Annotated in this window: 18 protein-coding genes; 9 read left to right on the top strand and 9 right to left on the bottom strand. The window is 61.9% G+C overall.

Annotation, left to right across the window (positions count from 1 at the left end):
* Positions 1-31 precede the first annotated feature (31 nt).
* From hemB to glaH, 5 genes are all read right to left on the bottom strand, one after another.
* A complete protein-coding gene (gene hemB, locus QQL85_RS10885; protein WP_013972900.1) occupies positions 32-1,006 on the bottom strand; it encodes a porphobilinogen synthase in 975 nt (324 codons plus the stop codon).
* Between the two features lie 154 nt (positions 1,007-1,160).
* The gene (locus QQL85_RS10880; protein WP_284353895.1) at positions 1,161-2,054 is read right to left on the bottom strand and encodes a PA4780 family RIO1-like protein kinase; all 894 of its coding nucleotides are present in this window, start codon (positions 2,052-2,054) and stop codon (positions 1,161-1,163) included.
* A gap of 88 nt (positions 2,055-2,142) precedes the next feature.
* Positions 2,143-3,534: a GABA permease gene (gabP, locus tag QQL85_RS10875; protein ID WP_284353734.1), complete on the bottom strand. Its 1,392-nt coding sequence runs from the start codon at positions 3,532-3,534 to the stop codon at positions 2,143-2,145.
* Between the two features lie 150 nt (positions 3,535-3,684).
* A complete protein-coding gene (gene lhgO / locus QQL85_RS10870; protein WP_284353735.1) occupies positions 3,685-4,935 on the bottom strand; it encodes an L-2-hydroxyglutarate oxidase in 1,251 nt (416 codons plus the stop codon).
* Positions 4,936-5,049: 114 nt separating this feature from the next.
* On the bottom strand, positions 5,050-6,027 hold the full coding sequence (gene glaH / locus QQL85_RS10865) for a glutarate dioxygenase GlaH (RefSeq protein ID WP_284353736.1): 978 nt from the start codon (positions 6,025-6,027) through the stop codon (positions 5,050-5,052).
* Between the two features lie 196 nt (positions 6,028-6,223).
* On the opposite strand from glaH, the gene csiR reads away from it, so the two are divergent.
* From csiR to QQL85_RS10850, 3 genes are all read left to right on the top strand, one after another.
* On the top strand, positions 6,224-6,919 hold the full coding sequence (csiR, locus tag QQL85_RS10860; RefSeq protein WP_284353737.1) for a DNA-binding transcriptional regulator CsiR: 696 nt from the start codon (positions 6,224-6,226) through the stop codon (positions 6,917-6,919).
* Positions 6,920-6,993: 74 nt separating this feature from the next.
* On the top strand, positions 6,994-7,674 hold the full coding sequence (locus tag QQL85_RS10855) for a response regulator transcription factor (RefSeq protein WP_016714103.1): 681 nt from the start codon (positions 6,994-6,996) through the stop codon (positions 7,672-7,674).
* Positions 7,652-9,043 carry a sensor histidine kinase gene (locus tag QQL85_RS10850; protein ID WP_284353738.1) on the top strand — a complete coding sequence of 464 codons (1,392 nt, stop codon included), beginning with the start codon at positions 7,652-7,654 and terminating at the stop codon, positions 9,041-9,043. The genes QQL85_RS10855 and QQL85_RS10850 overlap by 23 nt, the downstream gene beginning before the upstream one ends.
* A 35-nt stretch (positions 9,044-9,078) precedes the next feature.
* On the opposite strand, the gene cysS is transcribed toward QQL85_RS10850, so the two are convergent.
* Together cysS and QQL85_RS10840 are read right to left on the bottom strand one after the other, a co-directional pair.
* On the bottom strand, positions 9,079-10,461 hold the full coding sequence (gene cysS, locus QQL85_RS10845) for a cysteine--tRNA ligase (protein ID WP_284353739.1): 1,383 nt from the start codon (positions 10,459-10,461) through the stop codon (positions 9,079-9,081).
* 9 nt (positions 10,462-10,470) lie between these two features.
* Positions 10,471-12,174 (bottom strand): glutamine--tRNA ligase/YqeY domain fusion protein, encoded by a 1,704-nt coding sequence (locus QQL85_RS10840; RefSeq protein WP_284353740.1) that lies wholly within the window; start codon positions 12,172-12,174, stop codon positions 10,471-10,473.
* Positions 12,175-12,421: 247 nt separating this feature from the next.
* On the opposite strand from QQL85_RS10840, the gene QQL85_RS10835 reads away from it, so the two are divergent.
* A complete protein-coding gene (locus QQL85_RS10835; protein WP_234225084.1) occupies positions 12,422-12,925 on the top strand; it encodes a peptidylprolyl isomerase in 504 nt (167 codons plus the stop codon).
* Positions 12,922-13,644 carry a UDP-2,3-diacylglucosamine diphosphatase gene (locus QQL85_RS10830; RefSeq protein WP_284353741.1) on the top strand — a complete coding sequence of 241 codons (723 nt, stop codon included), beginning with the start codon at positions 12,922-12,924 and terminating at the stop codon, positions 13,642-13,644. The genes QQL85_RS10835 and QQL85_RS10830 overlap by 4 nt, the downstream gene beginning before the upstream one ends.
* A gap of 105 nt (positions 13,645-13,749) precedes the next feature.
* Here QQL85_RS10830 and pvdQ read toward each other — a convergent pair whose 3' ends face one another.
* Entirely contained in the window at positions 13,750-16,056 is a 2,307-nt protein-coding gene (gene pvdQ, locus QQL85_RS10825) for a bifunctional acylase PvdQ (RefSeq protein ID WP_284353742.1), read from the bottom strand.
* Between the two features lie 196 nt (positions 16,057-16,252).
* On the opposite strand from pvdQ, the gene QQL85_RS10820 reads away from it, so the two are divergent.
* The gene (locus QQL85_RS10820; protein WP_284353743.1) at positions 16,253-16,627 is read left to right on the top strand and encodes a fe2+ zn2+ uptake regulation protein; all 375 of its coding nucleotides are present in this window, start codon (positions 16,253-16,255) and stop codon (positions 16,625-16,627) included.
* A 36-nt stretch (positions 16,628-16,663) separates the two neighbouring features.
* On the opposite strand, the gene QQL85_RS10815 is transcribed toward QQL85_RS10820, so the two are convergent.
* A complete protein-coding gene (locus tag QQL85_RS10815) occupies positions 16,664-16,852 on the bottom strand; it encodes a hypothetical protein (protein ID WP_003248064.1) in 189 nt (62 codons plus the stop codon).
* A gap of 151 nt (positions 16,853-17,003) precedes the next feature.
* On the opposite strand from QQL85_RS10815, the gene QQL85_RS10810 reads away from it, so the two are divergent.
* The 3 genes from QQL85_RS10810 (at position 17,004) to QQL85_RS10800 (ending at position 18,800) form a co-directional block, all read left to right on the top strand.
* Complete coding sequence (locus tag QQL85_RS10810; RefSeq protein WP_284353744.1) at positions 17,004-17,462, top strand: hypothetical protein; 459 nt, start codon at positions 17,004-17,006, stop codon at positions 17,460-17,462.
* Between the two features lie 251 nt (positions 17,463-17,713).
* Positions 17,714-18,094, top strand: a complete 381-nt coding sequence (locus QQL85_RS10805) for a Mor transcription activator family protein (RefSeq protein ID WP_284353745.1) — start codon at positions 17,714-17,716, stop codon at positions 18,092-18,094.
* Between the two features lie 61 nt (positions 18,095-18,155).
* A complete protein-coding gene (locus QQL85_RS10800) occupies positions 18,156-18,800 on the top strand; it encodes a DUF2589 domain-containing protein (protein ID WP_019097047.1) in 645 nt (214 codons plus the stop codon).
* Positions 18,801-18,847 lie beyond the last annotated feature (47 nt).

Raw genomic sequence — 18,847 nt, 5'->3', positions numbered from 1 at the left:
CAGCGGCTTTTTCATACCTGAGGGCTTGGCGTCAGATACCTTCGCGGGCCAGGTCCATGGCGAAGTAGGTCAGGATCAGGTCAGCACCGGCACGCTTGATTGCGCCAATGCTTTCACGCACCACCCGGCCTTCATCGATGGCGCCGGCCAGGCCGCCGAACTTGATCATCGCGTACTCGCCGCTCACCTGATACGCCGCCAGCGGCAGGCGCGACGCGGCGCGGATGTCGGCGATCACGTCAAGGTAGGCGCCGGCCGGCTTGACCATCAACACGTCCGCCCCCTCCTGCTCGTCCAGCAGCGACTCGCGCACCGCTTCGCGGCGGTTCATCGGGTTCATCTGGTAGCTCTTGCGGTCGCCCTTCAGCGCGGTACCGCCGGCTTCACGGAACGGGCCATACAGCGACGAGGCGAACTTGGTCGAATAGGCCATGATCGCCGTGTCGTGGAAACCCGCGCCATCCAGCGCGCTGCGGATAGCCTGTACCTGGCCATCCATCGCCGCCGACGGGGCGATGAAGTCGGCACCGGCAGCGGCGGCGATGACCGCCTGCTTGCCGAGGTTGGCCAGGGTGGCGTCGTTGTCCACACCGTGGTCATGCAGCACGCCGCAGTGGCCGTGGCTGGTGTATTCGCAGAAGCAGGTGTCGGACATCACCACCATTTCCGGCACGGTGTCCTTGCAGATGCGCGACATGCGCGCAACCAGGCCGTTTTCGTTCCAGGTATCGCTACCGACAGCGTCCAGGTTGTGCGATACGCCAAAGGTCATCACCGACTTGATGCCGGCACGGGCGTAGCGCTCGATTTCCTGGGCCAGCAGCTTCTCGGGGATGCGATTGACACCGGGCATGCTGGTGATCGGCACGAAGTCATCGATGCCCTCTTCGACGAAGATTGGCAGGATCAGGTCTTCCAGGCGGAATTCGGTTTCCTGGAAGATCGTGCGCAGGGACTCGTTCTGGCGCAGGCGGCGGGGGCGAACGGACGGGAATTGGTTGGACATGACAGCTCCAGGGCATTTTGAACGGCGTATACCTTATGCCTGTCACGCGCCAGTGAAAAGGCCAATTGACGAGATAGTGTCTTGCGTCAATGGCAATGGCCATGTTTTGCCTGTGCAGGCCTCTACGCGGGCGTGCCCGCGTAGAGGTGACCGGTTACTGAAGCCAGGGTGGCGTCGGCTCTTCAGCCTTGGCCGGCCCATGCTCGGCTTCGACGCGCGCTGCTCGGCGGCGGGCGTCATCCATCCGGGCTGCATCGATCTCGCGCATTACTCCCGTTACATCAGCTTCATGTTCGTCATCCTCGAACACCCCAGACAATGGGCTGTCGGGCAGCAAATCACCAGCCTCGAACAGCGCCCACATCTCTTGCGCATACCGCGTGCTTTTCAGCTCCGGGGCAAAGCGCCCGAAATAGTGGGCCATGTTGTCCACATCGCGCTGCAGCATGTTGAAGGCATGGTTGTTGGCCGCCGCATCCACCGCCTGCGGCAAATCGATGATCACCGGCCCGTCAGGGCCTAGCAGCACGTTGAACTCGGACAGGTCGCCGTGCACCAGCCCGGCACACAGCATCAGCACGATCTGGCGGATGACAAAGGCGTGGAACGTGCGGGCTTCCTCAGCTTCAAGGTGCACGTCATTCAGGCGTGGGGCCGCATCACCGTCAGCATCCGTGACCAGCTCCATCAGCAGCACGCCGTCCTGGAAGTCGTAGGGTTTGGGCACCCTCACGCCCGCACTGGCCAGGCGGAACAGCGCCGCCACTTCGGCGTTCTGCCAGGCGTCTTCGGCTTCCTTGCGGCCGTACTTGCTGCCTTTGGCCATGGCCCTGGCCTGGCGGCTGTTGCGTACCTTGCGGCCTTCCTGGTACTCGGCGGCCTGGCGGAAGCTGCGCTTGTTGGCTTCTTTATAGACCTTGGCGCAACGTACCTGGCTGCCACAGCGCACCACATACACGGCGGCCTCTTTTCCACTCATCAACGGCCGCAATACTTCGTCGACCAGGCCGTCTTCGATCAGGGGTTCGATTCTTTTGGGTGTCTTCATCAGGCTGCGTTCAGGGTCCTGGCTGTGATTGGTGGTCATCCTCTCACAGCCGGATGCGACTTGCTCGTCTGTCTTCAGACCAGACTTGTCAGGCGCCCTGCCCTACGCTGCGCACAGGTACCCCACGTGCCCGGCGGCGCGTGACCAGCAAGCCGGAGCACACCACCAGCACCGCCAGCACCATGGTCGATACCACTTCCAGCCGGTGATCCGGACGGAACAGCATCAGTACCAGCACGCCACTGATGAACAGGATCACACCCCAGGTCAACCACGGAAACAACCACATACGGTAATCCAGGGTCTTGCCTTGCGCGGTCAAGCGCTGGCGCAGGCGCAGCTGGGAAATGGCGATGACCAGATAGACCAGCAGTGCGATGGCGCCGGAACTGGCCATGAGGAAGCCGAACACCTTGGCCGGGACCAGGTAATTGGCGATCACCGCCAAAAACGCTGCGCCGGTGGACAGCAACACAGCCACCACGGGCGTGCCACTGCGACTGGTCACCTGGGCGCAGGCCGGTGCATCACCACGACGGCTCAGCGAGTAGACCATGCGCGAAGCGGTGTACAGCGACGAGTTGAGGCAACTGGTCACCGATGTGAGTACCACGAAATCGATGATGGCCTTGGCATTCGACACGCCGAGGGTGTCCAGCACTGCGAAGTAGGATCCCTCGGTGGCCAGACGCGGGTCGGTCCACGGCACCAGCGCGATAACGATGAAGATCGATAGGATATAGAACAAGGTAATCCGCCAGATTACCGAGTTGGTGGCCTTGGAAATGTGCTTGCCCGCTTCATCCGATTCAGCAGCGGCAATGGTTACCACCTCGGCGCCGAGGAACGAGAACATGGTAATCAGCATGGCGCTCAGCACCGCACCGAAACCATTGGGCATGAAGCCGCCGTTTTCCCACAGGCGCGAAACACCGCTGACACCGGAGCCAGGCAGCAGGCCGAAAATGGCACACACGCCCAGTGCAATGAAAGCGACAATCGCCACCACTTTTACCAGTGCCAGCCAGAACTCGAACTCGCCGTAGTTCTTCACGCTGAACAGGTTGGTGGCGGTCAGCAACAAGGTAATCACCAACGACAACACCCAGATCTCCATCTGCGGGACCCAGGAATTGATGATAGTGGCGGCGATGTTGGCTTCGATCGGGATGATCAACACCCAGAACCACCAATACAGCCAACCGATGGTGTAGCCGGCCCATTTTCCGATGGCGAGGTCGGCGTAGGTGGAAAACGAACCGGTATCTGGTGAAGCAACGGCCATTTCGGCCAGCATGCGCATCACCAGCACCACCAGGCCACCCGCCAGGATGTAGGCCAGAATGGTGGCCGGCCCCGCTTCAGCAATAGCACGACCAGAGCCAACGAACAGCCCGGCACCGATCACGCCGGCAATGGACAGCATGGTGACATGCCGTGATTTCAATCCATGACTCAAATTGTTCTTGTGGGTTTGCATGGCACTACCTTGTTGTTTTTGTCTTGCCCACGCAGGGGCCGTCGGCTGCACGATCACCGACGCAGGCGCGAAAAAGCCCGCCCTGCCCTAAATGGTGAGTAGGGCAGTTCGGGTTGAGTAAAACGAAACCGCAGAGGTATTACGGGTGCGTCAGCTGGCAGCCCGCTGGCGGGCTGCACGATCTGCCTTGGGGAAGTTGCCCCCTTGCAGGCTGACCTGCTCACACACTTTCTCGACGATGTAGGCGCCGATGGGGATGGCCGAGGTGGCGGCCGGTGACGGTGCGTTGCACACGTTGACGCTGCGCGCAGTGTTGACGAACAGGAAGTCGTCGATCAGCTTGCCGTCGCGCGACACCGCCTGGGCACGCACGCCGGCCGGGTAAGCGGTGAGATCGGCCTTGGTGATGCTCGGGCAGTACTTCTGCACCTGCTTGAGGTAGCCGCCCTTGAACAGCGAGTTCTTCATCTCGATCAGGCCCGGGCGGAAGTTCTTCGCCAGCACCTTGAGAATGCCGGGGGTCGTCAGGGTCTGGAACAGGTCGCTGGGGCTGACGTCGGTCTTGCGGTAGCCCTCGCGCTTCATCGCCAGCACGGCGTTCGGGCCGACGGTGACGGTGCCGTCGATCATGCGGGTCAGGTGCACGCCCAAAAATGGCATCGACGGGTCGGGAATCGGGTAGATCAGGTGGTTGACGATCTGGTTGTGCTGCTTGGGCAGCAGGTAGTACTCACCACGGAACGGGCAGATGACAAACTCGGTGCGCAGGCCCAGCATGCTCACCACGCGGTCGGCCATCAGGCCAGAGCAGGTCACCAGGAAGCGGCTGCGGAATTCGTCGCGCTGTGTGCGTACGATCACTTCGCTAGCCTGTTCCTGCAAACCGACCACTTCGGCGCCATAGCGGATTTCGCCACCGGCACGCTGAAATTCCGCGGCCATGGCGGCGGTAACTTCGGCGTAATTGACGATGCCGCTGGACGGCACGAAGATGCCACCCATTCCCACAATATTGGGCTCGCGCTCGCGCAACTCGTCTGCCGACAGCCAGTAGCGCTCCAGGCCATTGGCCTCAGTACGCTCCCACAGCGCCTTCATGCGCTGCATTTCCAGGTCGTTGGTCGCCACCAGCAACTTGCCGCACTCATCGAAACGGATGCCGTGCTGGGTGCAGAAGGCCTTGGTGGCCTTGTTGCCTTCCAGGCAGAAGCGCGCCTTGAGGCTACCCGGAGTGTAATAGACGCCAGCGTGAATCACGCCGCTGTTGTGGCCGGTCTGGTGGCGGGCCGGGCCGGATTCCTTCTCCAGCAGGAGAATTTTCGCGTCCGGGTAGACCTTGATCAGGTGCATGGCCGTGGACATGCCCACAATGCCACCGCCAATAATGATGAAATCGTACACAACCTTACCTCACACGCAGGCATTGCCTGGCTGGCTCACCAAGGCCCGCGCGGGCCCTGGTGGCATCGTTTTGTGCAAAGGCGCATGGGCGGGCGCCCGCCCTGCGCCCTGTCATTATTGCCCGCGCTGGTACAGCGGTTTGGGGAAGGCGACGTAACCACGCTGACGCATCAGTTCACGGCGCAGGCCCTCGTGCGGGGTGAAGCGGTCGCGGCCATGCAGCCAGAACAGGTTGTTGATCAGCAAGAAGCTGCCTACACCCACCGGTACCGACACCTTCTTCTCGCTACCTTCCAGCGAATCGGACAGGGCGTTCAGCCAGATACCTTCTTCGTAGTTTTCCGGCTGCACGAACTGGTCAATGTAGCGCATGGTCGGGCGGCCTTCGGCATCGGTGTCGAATACCGAGTGGAAGACGTCCTCGGCAACCTTCTTGCTCGGCGGCGCAGTCCAGCGCATGTCGCGGCGTGCCATCGGGTGGCGGAAGAATTCCTCGCATTGCTCCCAGTCGTCCAGGTGCAGCAGCAGCGAGTTACCACCTTCCATGTTCTTTTCGTCGATCTTCAGCATCAGCACATAGTCGGTGATCTGGTTAACGAAGGTGCCGTCGTTGTGCAGCTCCATGACCCGGTGCGGCTGGCGCAGGTAGCTGTCGGAGTTGTCGGTGTTGACCACCACGAAGCGCGCATAGAACTGACCGCTCATGGCGTCGTAGTTGGAACGGCCGATCAGGTGGGCGCAGGCGGTCGTGAACTTGACCATGTCCTCCGCCTGGCTCACGTCGTCCAGGCCCAGCGGGGTAATCAGCATGCCACCTGTAGCGCGGTCGAGGATGGTGTTGAGCAGCACCGGGCGCAAGGTGCCCTGGCACAGCTCATCAAGGATTTCGCCTAGGCGGAAACGCAGGAACGACTTGTACTCCAGCGCCTGCACCGGCCATTGGGCAACGGCCTGGACGAACGCTTCGACGGTTTCGCGGGCAAAGGTCAGCTCCAGCAGGCGCGGCGACTGTTTCGAGGGGGCGATGGTGTAACCACGCGGTTCGAGCGGCAGCGGCATCACAAGTTCGTCGATCTGCGTAAAGGCGTTCATGGCAGTGTCCTGGCAAAAAAAGGTGGTTGGCGCCGCCAGGTGGTGACCTGGATCAGTGCGGGCGAGCTAAAAATATCGCCACTCACGCAAAATGTCTACATTTTTATATTTCGTAGCCATTGACCGTGATTGTCCATTGTTTTTCGTCAGCAGACGGTTTCGGTATGATCGCCAAAACGTTTTGAGGAACAGGATCTTGGAAGCGCTCGCCCCCCGACAAAACTCAGCATTCAGCGGGTATGAGAGGCTCAAGAAGGACATCATCCGTGGCGTGTTCAAGCCGGGTGAAAAACTGTTGATGAGCACCCTGAAGGAACGCTACGACCTCGGCGTGGGCCCGCTGCGTGAAGCACTGTCACAACTGGTGGCCGAGCACCTGGTCAACGCGATCAGCCAGAAGGGCTATCGGGTGGCACCCATGTCGCTGGACGAGATGAACGACATCTACGATGCCCGCGCCAACCTGGAAGCGATGATCATTGCATTGGCCATCGAGCGCGGCGATGACACCTGGGAGGCGTCCGTGCTGGCCCACTCGCATACACTGGCCAAGGTAGTGGAGGTCAAAACCCGCGAGCAGCGCCTGGATGTGTGGGATGAGCGGCACAAAGCGTTTCATACCGCCATCGCTTCGGGCTGCGGCTCCAAGCACCTGCTGCAAGCGCGCACCTACCTGTTCGACCAGGCCGAGCGCTACCGCCACCTGTGGCTGACGCAGACGGTGTTTTCCGAACAGGCGCTGGAGCTCAAGCGCCAAGAGCACGCGGCACTGGTGGAGGTGATCCTCGCCCGCGACGCCAAGCGCGCCAGCGCCATGATGCGCTCGCACCTGATGACCCCGGTGCCGATCATCGCGCAGATCATGCATGCCGAGGGTATCGGCGCACGCTAGATGAATTTTTCTTAAATCGCCGGTTGTCTATTCTTTGGCACAATCAAATCTCTATTAGATGCCCAGGAACCAGCATGCCTCGCGTACTGACCATCGAAGACGACGCCGTCACCGGCCAGGAAATCGTCGCCGAACTTACCAGCCACGGCCTGGACGTGGATTGGGCCGACAATGGCCGTGAAGGCCTGGCCAAAGCCATTGCCGGCGGCTACGACCTGATCACACTCGACCGCATGCTGCCCGAGGTCGATGGCCTGACCATCGTCACCACCCTGCGCAGCCTCAAGATCGCCACGCCGATCCTGATGATCAGCGCCCTCTCCGACGTCGATGAGCGGGTGCGTGGCCTGCGTGCCGGCGGTGATGACTACCTGACCAAGCCGTTTGCCTCCGACGAGATGGCCGCGCGGGTCGAGGTATTGCTGCGCCGCAACAGCGTGCCCATGACCCAGACCCGCCTGCAGGTCGCCGACCTGCAACTGGACCTGATCAGCCACGAGGCACGCCGCGGCGATAACACCCTCAACCTGCTGCCCACCGAGTACAAGCTGCTGGAGTACCTGATGCGCCACAGCGGCCAGGTGATCACGCGGATGATGATTTTCGAGGAAGTCTGGGGCTACCACTTCGACCCGGGCACTAACCTGATCGACGTGCACATCGGCCGCCTGCGCAAGAAAATCGACTCTCCCGGCCAGTCGCCGCTGATCCGTACGGTACGGGGCTCCGGCTATGCCATTGCTGAACCCGTCTAAAGGCTGGAGCTCGTCTACCAGCCGCCTGCTGGCGCTGTACAGCTTTCTGTTCGTGGCCTGGAGCAGCATCCTCATGGGGGTGCTGTATTTCGAGGTATCCAGCTACCTGAACAAACTCACCCGCCACTCCATGCTGCAACGCCAGCACCTGTTCGCGCACATGAGCGGCAAGCAGCTGGACGACGCACTGGTCGCCAGCCAAGCGTTCGAAGATCGCAGCTTCGACGCCTACGGCCTGTTCGACAGCCAGCTCAACCCGCTCGGCGGGAGCGTACGCACACTGCCTGCAGAGCTTGGCCTGGACGGCAAGGTCCATGAACTGAAGCGCTGCCTGGATGCCGACGACCCACGCATGCCCCGCGACAGCTGCGACGCGGTGGCGATCAAGGTGCAGGATGGCCGCTGGCTGGTACTGGTACGTGACAACGGCTCGCTGTTCGTGGTTACCCGGATCATCCTGCATGCCCTGCTCTGGGGCATCTCGCTCACCCTGATCCCCGGTTTTGCCGGTTGGTATCTGCTGCGGCGCAGGCCGCTCAAGCGTATCCGCGCGATCCAGGCCCAGGCCGAGCTGATCGTCGCTGGCGACCTGACCCACCGCCTGCCGTTGTCGACCCGGCGCGATGAGCTGGACATGCTGGCAGCCATCGTCAACGCCATGCTCGACCGTATCGAGCGACTGATGCATGAGGTCAAGGGCGTGTGCGACAACATTGCCCATGACCTGCGCACTCCGCTCACCCGCCTGCGCGCCCAGCTGTACCGCATTCGCCAGCAAAGCGATGTGGATTCTGCGCAAGCCGAGGCACTGGACCAGGCCATCGGCGAAACCGACACCCTGATGGCACGTTTTCGCGGATTGTTACGCATCAGCGAGCTGGAAGATCGCCAGCGCCGGGCCGGCTTCGTTCAGCTGGACCCGCATGATTTGCTGGTCGAACTGCACGACTTTTACCTGCCGTTGGCCGAAGATGGTGGTATTCATCTGGAATTGCACCAGCCCGCGCAGCTGCCGGCTCTGCACGGTGACCGCGAACTGCTGTTCGAGGCACTGGCCAACCTGGTGGGCAATGCAATCAAGTTCACGCCCGAAGGTGGGCAAGTGCGGATTTGCGCGACACAGGACGAGACCGGCGTGCACCTGGCCATCGAGGACAGCGGGCCGGGTATTCCCGAAGAAGAGCGGACTGCGGTGCTGAAGCGGTTCTATCGCAGCGATGAAGGCCATCGCCATGCCGGGTTCGGGCTGGGTTTGTCGATCGTTGCGGCGATCGTCGACCTGCACGGGTTCGGGCTGGAGATTGGAGAAAGTGAGTTGGGTGGGGCGAAGTTAGTGCTGCATTGCCCACTGGCGGGGCTAGCCAAGTAAAAGCTGGGGCTGCAAAGCAGCCCCATTTACACCGATCAGTCAGCCAGACGCCAGGTAGTGGTGCCCTTGCTGTCCTCCAGCACCACACCCATGGCGGTGAGCTGGTCGCGAATACGGTCCGACTCGGCCCAGTTCTTGTCGGTACGTGCCTGCAAGCGCGCCTGAATCAGGCTTTCAACCTCGGCCGCATCGACCTTGCCTTCGGCACCGGCACGCAGGAAGTCATCAGCCTCCAGTTGCAGGACACCCAGCACCTCACCCAGCTCGCGCAGGCGGCCAGCCAGGCCAGCAGCGGCCTCCGGGTCGCTGTCGCGCAGGCGGTTGATCTCACGCACCAGGTCGAACAGCACGGCGCAGGCTTCAGGGGTACCGAAGTCGTCGTTCATCGCCACGCTGAAGCGCTCGACGAACGCTTCGCCACCCTTGGCTGCCACTCGTGGCAAGCCGCGCAGGGCGTGGTAGAAGCGCTCCAGCGCGCCCTTGGCGTCACGCAGGCTGTCTTCGGAGTAGTTGATCGCGCTGCGGTAGTGGCTGGCCACCAGCAAGTAACGCACCACTTCCGGGTGGTACTTTTCCAGCACGTCACGGAGGGTGAAGAAGTTGTTCAACGACTTGGACATCTTCTCGCCATTGATACGGATCATGCCGCAGTGCATCCAGGCGTTGGCGTACTGCTTGCCAGTGGCGGCCTCGCTCTGGGCAATCTCGTTCTCGTGGTGCGGGAACTCCAGGTCGCTGCCACCGCCGTGGATGTCAAAGCTCTCGCCCAGGCAGCAGGTGGACATCACCGAGCACTCGATGTGCCAGCCCGGACGGCCCGGGCCCCATGGCGACTCCCAGCTCGGCTCGCCCGGTTTGACGCCTTTCCACAGTACGAAGTCGAGCGGGTCTTGCTTGGCTTCGTCGACCTCGATGCGTGCACCGATGCGCAGGTCTTCGATCTTCTTGCGCGACAGCTTGCCATAGCCGACGAACTTGCCAACGCGGTAATACACGTCGCCATTGCCCGGGGCGTAGGCGTAACCCTTGTCGATCAGGGTCTGGATCATCGCGTGCATGCCGGCGATATGGTCGGTGGCACGCGGCTCCTGGTCTGGCGGCAGGATGTTCAGGCGGCGCTCGTCTTCGTGCATCGCGTCGATCATGCGGGCGGTCAGGGCGTCGAAGGTTTCGCCGTTCTCGTTGGCCCGGTTGATGATCTTGTCATCGATGTCGGTGATGTTGCGCACATAGGTCAGGTCGTAGCCGCTCTTGCGCAGCCAGCGGGTGACCAGGTCGAAGGCCACCATGCTGCGGCCATGGCCCAGGTGGCAGTAGTCGTACACGGTCATGCCGCACACATACATGCGCACCTTGTTGCCATCCAGCGGCTTGAAGGTTTCCTTCGCTTTGCTCAGGGTGTTGTAGATGGTAAGCACGGCGTTTCCTCAGCTGCCCCAGGAGTCACGCAAGGTGACAGTGCGGTTGAACACCGGGCGGCCCGGCTGGCTGTCTTTCAGGTCGGCGCAGAAGTAGCCTTCACGCTCGAACTGGAAGCGGTCCTCGGGCTGCGCCTGGGCCAGCGACGGCTCGGCACGGCAACCACTGAGCACTTGCAGCGAATCCGGGTTGATGTTGTCGAGGAAGCTACCGCCCTCTTCGGTCTTTTCCGGGTTCGGCGAGCGGAACAGGCGGTCGTACAGGCGCACTTCGCACTCGACGCTGCCTTCGGCCGGCACCCAGTGGATCACGCCCTTGACCTTGCGGCCTTCAGGGTTCTTGCCCAGGGTGTCCGGGTCGTACGAGCAGCGCAGCTCGACGATGTTACCGTCGGCGTCCTTGATGGCCTCGTCGGCGCGGATCACATAGCTGCCACGCAGACGCACTTCACCAGCCGGTTCCAGGCGCTTGTAGCCCTTCGGCGGCTCTTCCATGAAGTCGTCGCGGTCGATGTACAGCTCGCGCGCGAACGGCAGCACACGCACGCCCATGTCTTCCTTCGGGTGGCGCGGCAGTTCGAGCTGCTCGACCTGGCCCTCAGGGTAATTGGTGATGACCACTTTCAGCGGGCGCAGCACGCACATGGCACGCGGTGCGGTGCGGTCGAGGTCGTCACGGATGCTGAATTCGAGCATCGACATGTCGACCACGCCGTCGGAGCGGTTGGTGCCGATCATTTCGCAGAAATTGCGGATCGATGCCGGGGTGTAGCCACGGCGACGGAAGCCGGACAGGGTCGACATGCGTGGGTCGTCCCAGGCGTCGACGTGCTTTTCATCAACCAGCTGCTTGAGCTTGCGCTTGGACGTGATGGTGTAGTTCAGGTTCAGGCGGCTGAACTCGTACTGGCGCGGGTGCGCCGGCACCGGCAGGTTGTCGAGGAACCACTCGTACAGCGGACGATGCCCTTCGAATTCCAGGGTGCAGATCGAGTGGGTAATGCCCTCGATAGCGTCCGACTGGCCGTGGGTAAAGTCGTAGTTAGGGTAGATGCACCAGGTGTCACCGGTCTGGTGGTGGTGGGCATGGCGGATGCGATAAAGAATCGGATCGCGCAGGTTCATGTTCGGCGAGGCCATGTCGATCTTGGCCCGCAGTACGCACTCGCCGTCCTTGAACTCGCCGGCTTTCATGCGGGCGAACAGGCCGAGGTTTTCTTCCACGCTGCGCTCGCGGAACGGGCTGTTCTTGCCCGGCTCCTTGAGGTTGCCGCGGTATTCCTTGGCTTGATCAGGGGTCAGGTCGCAGACATAGGCCTTGCCACGCTTGATCAGCTCGACCGCCCAGTCGTGCAACTGGTCGAAATAGCTGGACGCATAACGCACGTCGCCGGCCCAGTCGAAGCCCAGCCATTTGACGTCGCTTTGAATGGCGTCGATGTACTCCTGGTCTTCCTTGGCCGGGTTGGTGTCGTCGAAACGCAGGTGACAGACGCCCCCGAATTCCTTGGCGAGGCCGAAGTTGACGCAGATCGACTTGGCGTGGCCGATGTGCAGGTAACCATTGGGCTCCGGCGGGAAACGGGTGACGATGCTGCTGTGCTTGCCCGAGTCCAGGTCGGCCTGAATGATCGGCCGCAGGAAGTTCGCAGGGACAGCGGGGGCGCCTTTGGCAGCGGCGTTGGGCGCGTTGTCGGCAGTGGGCTTGCTCATAGGATCCTTGAATGCATGTGTCCAGCCTGGGTAGGCCGATTGAATCAAAGGGCCTATCATAGCCGAAGCAGTCAAGCTGCTGACAGCCGGGGCCGGACAAACTGGCGTGATTTATCACGGCTTTTTGCCGCAGCCTGGCAAAATGGCCACCGCGCCTGTGTGTCGCGGTCGCCCGATCCTGCGTCAGGTGACAATACGCGCATCTGTGCACCCGATTCCAAAATGCCTTGAAAGAGCGAATTTCAGCATGTCCAAAGTCAAACTGAGCACCAACCACGGCGACATCGTCCTGCAACTGAACGCCGAAAAAGCCCCGCTGACCGTTGCCAACTTCCTGGCTTACGTTGAAGCCGGCCACTACTCGAACACCGTTTTCCACCGTGTGATCAAGGGCTTCATGATCCAGGGTGGCGGTTTCGAGCCAGGCATGAACGAAAAGCGTGACAAGCGTGCCAGCATCCAGAACGAAGCTGACAACGGCCTGAAAAACGCCAAGTACAGCATCGCCATGGCCCGCACCATGGAGCCGCACTCTGCCTCGGCGCAGTTCTTCATCAACGCCTCGGACAACGACTTCCTCAACCACAGCGGCAAGAACGTGCAGGGCTGGGGCTACGCGGTATTCGGCGAAGTGATCGAAGGCCGTGAAGTGGTCGACGCTATCGAGAAGGTCGCCACCGGTTCCAAATCCGGCCACCAGGACGTACCGAAAGAAGACGTGATCATCGAGAAAGCCGAGATCATTGGGTGATACTGCTGATCTCCGATCTGCATTTGCAAGAAGAACGCCCGGACATTGCCCGGGCGTTTCTTGATCTGCTCGACGGTCGTGCCCGGCACGCCAAGGCACTGTACATCCTTGGCGATTTCTTCGAAGCGTGGATCGGCGACGATGCCATGACGCCCTTCCAGCAGTCGATCTGCCAGGCCATGCGCCGGCTGAGCGACAGCGGCACGGCCATCTACCTGATGCACGGCAACCGTGACTTCCTGATTGGTCAGACCTTTTGCGACGCAGCAGGCTGCACGCTGTTGAGCGACCCCAGCGTGATCGAGCTGGGCGGCGAGCAGGTGCTGCTGATGCATGGCGACACCTTGTGCACCCGCGACCTGGGCTACATGAAGATGCGCCGTTTACTGCGCAACCCGCTGAGTTTGTGGATCTTGCGCCACTTGCCGCTGTCGGCCCGCTACAAGCTGGCGCGCAAGCTGCGCAGCGAAAGCCGCACGCAAACGCGGATGAAGTCTACCGAGATTGTCGACGTCACACCGGATGAAGTGCCCAAGGTGATGGCAGCGCATGGCGTGCGTACGCTGGTGCATGGCCATACCCACCGGCCAGCAATTCACAAGTTGGTGGTCGATGGGCAGCCGGCACGGCGTATCGTGCTGGGGGACTGGGACCGCCGGGGCTGGGCCTTGCAGGTGGATGAGCAAGGGTTTCAACTGGCGCCTTTCGAGTTTTCCTGAGTGTGCAGGGTTGCCCGGGCCGGCCCTTTCGCGGGTAAACCCGCTCCTACAACGGACGCGTAAATCCTGTAGGAGCGGGTTTACCCGCGAAGAGGCCGGCATGCCTTACTGCTGTGCCACTCCCCCCTTGTCCCTTTCACTGATCAGCACTTCCCGATATTCCGGATCAGCCTTGATCTGCGCCTCGGTAAACGGAATCACCGCCAGTTGCTTGGCCGCGAACGCCTTGGTCTGGTCACTGGCATGCGCCGAAGCTGCTTCGCTTGACTGGGAAAACGCCAGCAACCCACGAGCCTCTGGCCCCTTGTCGGTAAAGCTGACCAGTTGCAGGTAGCTGGTACCGCTCACCACCAGCCGCTTGCCCTGACCGTGCGGCACACTGTACATCGCGTTATACACGCCCAGCGCCTGTGGGCCACCCGGCACCGGTGTGCCATCGAGCGCCTGCTGTACCTGCCCCCAACGCGCCTCACCCGCCACGCCGCTTTCATTCACCTGCTTGAGCGAAGCCAGCGCAGCCTCGTGCACCAGCTTGCTCACGGCCGCTTGCTCTACTGCCAAGCCTCGCGGGGTGTGCTGCGGATCGGCCGGGTTGAAGGCCACCCGCCAGCTTTCCGGGTGCTCGGCCAGGGCAGTGAACAGGTTCTGGAAATGCACCAGGCCGATGCCACTGTCCAGGTCGGCCTTGCCATTCCAGGCCGCCAGGCTGCTGCACACGGGCTGCACATCGGCGCTTGCGCCTTTGCACCATTGCAGGAGGTCTGGCAGCACCAGGCTGGCCAAGTACACCTCGTCGTCGGTCACCATGCGCTGCAGGTCATCAACGCCCAGCTTTGCCGTGCCCTGCAGGCGTTGCAGGGCAAAGCGCCCGCGCATGCCCAACGGCTGGTCATTGCGGCTGACCAACGGTGAGTAACCGGTCAGCGGCTGCGCCGGGTTGGCCATCCAGGCCGGGTCGTTGGAGTTCTGCACGAAGTCTTCGCGCTCAAGGTTCGGCAGCAGCCGCGCGGGGAAGATGCCCGGTTGCGCGGCCTGTGCATCGACCTTCCACTGGCATGCGCTGCGCGAACCATCCAACACCACCAGGCGCCCCTGCCCTTTCGGGTTGCTGCAGGCGTCCAGCAGTGGCTGATCCACATATGGCACCACCGACTGGTTCAGGTACAACGCCCGGCCGCCTTGGTCCACCGCCAGGGTATTGACCCATGGGATGCCCTGCAGTTGCTCGACCGAGCCTTTCAACGCGGCCAGGCTGTCGGCACGGTTGATCTGGTACCACTGCTGCAGCACCCGGGTATTGTCCAGGTTGGCATCGCGCAAGCTGTAGGCCGCCTGTGCATCCCAATCCAGGCGCCCAGGCCACTGCACCACCGGGCCGAATTGCGAGCTGTAGACCTGCCGTTCCACCTGGCTCAGGCTGCCATCCTCAGCCTTGACCGCAACGCGGATGGTTTGCCGAGCCAATGGGAGCGACTTGCCATCGAGCAGGTAACGGGTCGGGTCCTTGGGATCAAGCTGCAAGCGGTACAGGGTGAAGTGATTCGACGTATCGACGGTGTGCGTCCAGGCCAGATGCCGGTTGAAACCGATGTTGATCATCGGCAGCCCCGGCAACGCCGCCCCCATCACATCGAGCTGACCGGGGATAGTCAGTTGCATCTGGTAAAAGCGCATGCCGCCCATCCACGGAAAGTGCGGATTCGCCAGCAACAGGCCGCGACCATTGGCCGAACGCTGCGCGCCTACCGCCACGGCATTGCTACCGCGCTCCGTCGCGAAGCGTTCCTGCCTCGCCAATGCAGCGGCGAAGCTCGCTGGCGCCTGCTGGCGGGCCTGCGTAGGTGGTTGCGCCCCCGCCAGCGCCTCGACGAACTGCCCGACACCGCCCTCGGCCAGCAGCCGACGGGTCAACTTGACCAGGTCCTCGCTACTGATGGGCCGCACCCACTCGCCATTGCCACACTCGGCAGGCAAACCTTGCCTGCGGCGCTCAGCCAAGGCCCGGTTGTAGCCAGTGGCATAACCCTCCAGTAGTGCCTTCACCGGCGCAGGCTGCGCTTGCAAGTACGCGCTGACCGCCGCCGGGCTGTTGAGCCAGGTGAAGAACAGGTCACTGGCCAGGTTGTCACGCTGTTCCAGGGTCTTGCCTTTGGCACCGAAATGGCGTGACCGCTCGCCGCTCACGGTCAGCACCTCGTTGGCCAGCAGGCACACGTTGTCCTGCGCGTAGGCGTAGCCGACACCATAGCCCAGACCACGCTCATCCTTGGCCACGATGTGCGGCACCGCGTAACTGGTTCGACGGATCTGCGCACTGGCATCAAGGTCGGGCTGCGCCTGAACGCTAACGCTGAAGGCCACCAGCGCAGCGGCCAGGCCAGCGCAAGTCATGGGACGGGAAACTGTAAACACGGGCACTCCTCGGATTCGGGGGTCATCCCGATCAGACGAATGGCCAGATGAAAATTTTACGTTTTACAAGGCGGTGGAACGTCTTGATGAGAAACAGGCATTTTTTTCACGAGTGGGTTGCAGTTTTTGCGTTCTCATTCGTCCTAGTAAGTGAGGCAACCACATTTCGGGTTCGTCCACGAAAAGGAGCATTCAGATGTACAACCCGCAACCCTCGACTCACGCCGGGCGCGTCCCAGGCAAAGCGCCCAACGGACAGGACGTTTTTTCTGAAGAACGCATCGGCAACGAACAGATCCGCGAGCTGCTACGCACCTTCGGCCTGCGGACCAGCCTGATCCGGCTCAAGGTAATCGACGCCTTGCACGCCGCCGACCGCAATGGCCGCAGCATTGGCGTGCGCGGCGTGCACGCCCAACTGGAACAGCTGGATATCCCGCTGTCGTTCCTCAGCGTGCGCGAAGTGCTCAAGCGCCTTTGCGCCGAAGGCGTCATCCAGCTGGGTAGCGACAAGTGCTACAGCTTGAACCCTCAGGCCCGCGCCGTACTGGAGCAAACGCCCCTGCGCTGAGCGTACGGCCGGCCAGACCTGGCCGGCCCGCACAGGTCAGGGCTTGACCTTGCGCCGCAGGATGCCATTGATAACCACGACCACCACAGCAATGGCAATGGCCAGCATCTGGAAGGTCTGCTCACTGATCGTGCCCTGCTTCTGCAGGTGGGACAGGCCCAGCATCAGGCCCAGTACAACCAGGATGATCAAAAGGGAATATTTCAGGCGCTGCACATGTGTCATCGAAGGTTCCTTGCAACATCAGGGGCAAATGGCTCGCAACGAGCCGCGGCAATGATACAACGGCCACCGCCCCCGGCGCTGCATTTCCTGCTGGGTGGGGCGGAGCCAGCCTGAAAGCATGAGGCTCCCAAGCACCCATGCCGGAGGCACCATGTACAAACCCCTGCTGTTCGCTTCGCTGTTTCTGACCCCCGTTTCCCTTCATGCGCTGGACACCCGGCAGACACCCACCGAGCACCTGCTCGAACTGGGTCGCGCGCTGGCCGCCCATGCGGGTAGCAGCCAATGGCAACAATTGTGGCAACGCGTGCGTCAGGCCGGGTACCTGCAAGCCCATGCTGCGCCGGTGCATTTCAGCGTGCCTACGGCCCGGTTACCCGACCTGGCCCGACAAACCCTGGCCCAGGCCGACCAGGTACAGGCGCTGCGACAGACCCAGGCCCTGTACCGCCGCACCTTTGCCGGCCAGGTCATTGGCCAGCGCAACGGCCAACCGCTGCATGCGCTGTGCCTGCTGGTTGATTGGCGCACATTGCCCCAAGGCATGCACGCCACCCCTCAAGCCTACCTGAGTAGCGCCAGCCTGCTGAGCAGCTATCCGTGCGAGTGAGGGTTGCCGGCCCCATCCCGCAACAATGGGAATGACCAGATGAGAAATCACCAGGCACAGCCAAATGTCGATGCCATTTCCTACAGCGCCGGATATCGCTGCCTGCAAAACCTGTTCACCGAAGCTACAACCCTCAACCCCTATGCCGCCTAGCGATGCGCCTTGGCTGTCGCACAGAATTTGCTCACACCTTCGACATACCGCCGCGGGTGATCGGGTCGCACATCCCACCCATCCCGAAGGAGCGCCATATGCAAATGCCAGACTTGAGCCAGATCGATATCAGCCAACTGCCCCACTCGTTACAGGCCCTGATCGACTGCATCGGCATCGAAAACGCCTACCAGCTGACCTGCGCCTTTGGTGGCAGGCCCAAGTACATCCCCAAGCACCGCGAGCGTACCAAGCTCGCCGACGTGCTGCCGGCGGATGCGCTCGACGCGCTGATCAAGCGCTTTGCCGGGGTCGCCCTGGAGATCCCCAAAGCTGACCACTTCCTGCGCCAGCTGCGCAACCAGCAGATCCAGAAGGAAAGCGCCAACGGCTTGTCCCGCAGCCTGCTGGCCAACAAGTACGGTCTGAGCCTGCGCCAGATCGGCAACATCCGTCGCCAGGAGCCTTGCGCTCGCTGACACCCCTGTTCCGTGGCCGCCATTGGCGGCTTCCTTACCCCACTAGAAAGAGCATCCCGATATGTCGATAGACAACAGCCTTATTGGCTCCGTCATCAATGCCCTGCCGATGGACCGCATGATCGCCGGCCCCCTGCAGGCCATGGTCCAGGCGCAGGTAACTGCCAGCAAATCGTACGCCGACTTCCTGATGCAGGTGTGCGTCCAGGATGGCAAGGCGGTCGCCATCCAGTTCGACTACGACGAAACCATCGTCGATGAACAGGGCGAATACAAAGGCGTGGTCAGCAAGACCATGAAAGTGCCGCTGCTGGCAGCCATTACCCACCCGAACATCTCTATCGAAGAGGGCAACGTAGAGTTCGAACTGGTGATCAACCAGATGTCGGAAGATACATCCAGCAAGGACATGAACGCAGAAGCGACCGGCTCACTGGGCTGGGGGCCGTTCAAGCTGAATGTGAAAGGCAGCGTCAGCCACAAGTCCACGCAAACCCGCAAGACGGATACACGCGCCCGCTATGCCTTTAACACCACCCTGAAGCGCCAGGAGCCGCCCGAAGCGATGATGAGGGTGATCGAGTTCCTGACGGACGCCGCGACCAAGCCAACCGTTGTCAGAACCGCCGCACTGGAAAGCCCGGACGAGATTTCCCAGGCAGATACCCTGAAAGGGCCCAAGCCTGAAGGCCCGCCGGTCCCGTAAGGCATTTGAGCTTCACTCGATAGCCCCTGCTGCCCGCAACGGGAGGG

The sequence above is a fragment of the Pseudomonas putida genome, assembly GCF_030159595.1.
In the GTDB taxonomy this organism is placed as follows: Bacteria; Pseudomonadota; Gammaproteobacteria; order Pseudomonadales; family Pseudomonadaceae; genus Aquipseudomonas; species Aquipseudomonas putida_AC.
The sequence above is the reverse complement of the archived record's forward strand: the minus strand, read 5'-3'. Positions and strand labels throughout refer to the sequence as shown.